We start from the raw sequence: 1,846 nt of genomic DNA on the forward strand, positions 1-1,846 counted from the left end.
GTTGCAGCCAGTCCGGGTCGCACCCGAGGGTGTCGACGAAACATTGCCGGGCCAGCTGCGGCAGGTTGTTCTTGCTGCTCAGATGGGCCAGGACCAGGTGTTGCAGGCCTTGCCAGCCCAACTCGGCCACCAGGAATGCCGCCTGATGGTTGTTCAAATGTCCCCGTTCGCCGCCCACCCGCTGCTTGAGAAAGTACGGGTAGTGACCGCGGGCCAGCCTGTCGCGGCAATGGTTGGACTCGATCATCAACGCATCGAGGTCCCGGTAGCCGTCCAGCACGGTCTCGCAGTACGAGCCCAGATCGGTCAGCAGGCCGAAACGCCGCTCGCCGTCGCTGAACACGTACTGGGTCGGCTCCTGCGCATCATGGGCCACGGCAATGGCATTGATGCTCAGTGCGCCGATCTGCATTTGCTCGCCGCCGGCCACGAAACCTGCGGCCTCAACCGGCTTGCGCATCCCGCGCTGCGTGCCTCGGCTCAGATAGACAGGCAGATTGTAGCGCCGAGACAGCAAACCCACGCCATGCACGTGGTCGGCATGTTCGTGGGTCACAAGTATCGCGCTCAGCTGCGCCGGGTTCACACCCAGGCGCAACAGGCGTCTTTCGGTTTCCCGCAGGGAGAAGCCACAATCCACCAGCACCATCGTATCGGCGCTGGCGACCAGCGTGCCGTTCCCTTGGCTACCGCTGCCGAGAACGGCGAAACGCATCGGATCAGCCCAGGTTGTCCTGAATCACGCTCAACACCTTGCGGGCCACTTCGGCCGGCGCCACGGTGTTGATGTTCTTCTCGACGGTCACCTGGACGTTCTCGCCCACCTTGCTCAGGCGAACCTGATAGCGCTCGGCGCGGGCTTCGACTTCTTCCTTGTTAGGCTTGCTGCCGAACAGGCTGCTGAAGAAACCGGGCTTGTCGTCTTTCTTCTCGGCCTTTTCGGCCAGGTTGATGTAGTACAGGCCCAGGCTGCGGTTGATGTCTTCCACACGCCATTCGCCCTGCTCCAGCGCACGGCCGACGCTCGACCAGGCGCGGTCGAGGTCGCTGCCGACGTTGAGCACCGGGTTGCCGCTGCCGTCTTCGCTGAGGCTGACGCGGCTCGGCGCGTCGAAATCACGGGAGGCCAGCATCGACACCGAACCGCCCTTCTCGGAGGTGCGGCTCATGCTCGCCAGCATGTCGTCGACCAGCGCAGCGTCCAGGCCGGTGTTGACCGAACGGTTGGTGAACGCCACGTCGGCGGTGCTGCCGGCAGGACGCTCGGCGCTGACCACATAGACTTCACTGGTGTTGCGCTGCACGCCCGGCTCGATGCGCACCCGCACGCGGGTTTCGCTGTCGGCGCCGACGCCGGCCGCGCTCAGGCGCTTGGCCATGGACGCGGACAGCTCATCGGAGTGCTGCCAGGTGGTGGTGAACTCGCCGGTCTGCGGGCGCTGCTCATCCAGACGGAAACCGTTGTCCTGGAAGAACTGCACGGCGACCGGCCAGACTTCGGCCGGCGGATGCTGAGCCATCACCCAACGCGAATCGCCGCTTTTCTGCAGCGAGTAGTCACCGGCATCGGCGATGGCCGACAGCGGTTGCGGACGAGGAACCACGTACTCGCCTTTTGCGGTGTCGTCGGCCACGTTGCGCGGGATCGGCAACAGCGGATCCAGACGCTTGGCGGTGCTGACGTCCGGCGGCAGCTGCATCGGCGCGGTCTGTTGCGCCTGCAGGTAATCGCTGCCACGGTCACGGAAATAACCTTCCGGGCCCCAGATCCATCCACAGCCGCTGGTGCTGGAGATAATCAAGGCAAGTGCGGAAAGTCCGGCCATTCGCTTCATGCGTTGTACTT

2 protein-coding genes are annotated in these 1,846 nt (G+C 64.5%); both read right to left on the reverse strand.

Going from position 1 to position 1,846, the window contains the following annotated elements; genetic code table 11:
- The coding region (locus tag ACIP0B_RS28435; protein WP_400838522.1) for an MBL fold metallo-hydrolase at positions 1-715 on the reverse strand (715 nt) is incomplete at its 3' end.
- Positions 716-719: 4 nt separating this feature from the next.
- Positions 720-1,835, reverse strand: a complete 1,116-nt coding sequence (bamC, locus tag ACIP0B_RS28440; protein ID WP_400838525.1) for an outer membrane protein assembly factor BamC — start codon at positions 1,833-1,835, stop codon at positions 720-722.
- Positions 1,836-1,846 lie beyond the last annotated feature (11 nt).

This window comes from Pseudomonas sp. NPDC089534, from assembly GCF_044749305.1.
GTDB classification, from domain to species: Bacteria; Pseudomonadota; Gammaproteobacteria; order Pseudomonadales; family Pseudomonadaceae; genus Aquipseudomonas; species Aquipseudomonas ekonensis.

Coding starts and splice junctions, on each gene's coding strand:
- bamC (WP_400838525.1), bottom strand. CDS start 1,835: ATGAAGCGAATGGCCGGACTTTCCGCACTTGCCTTGATTATCTCCAGC.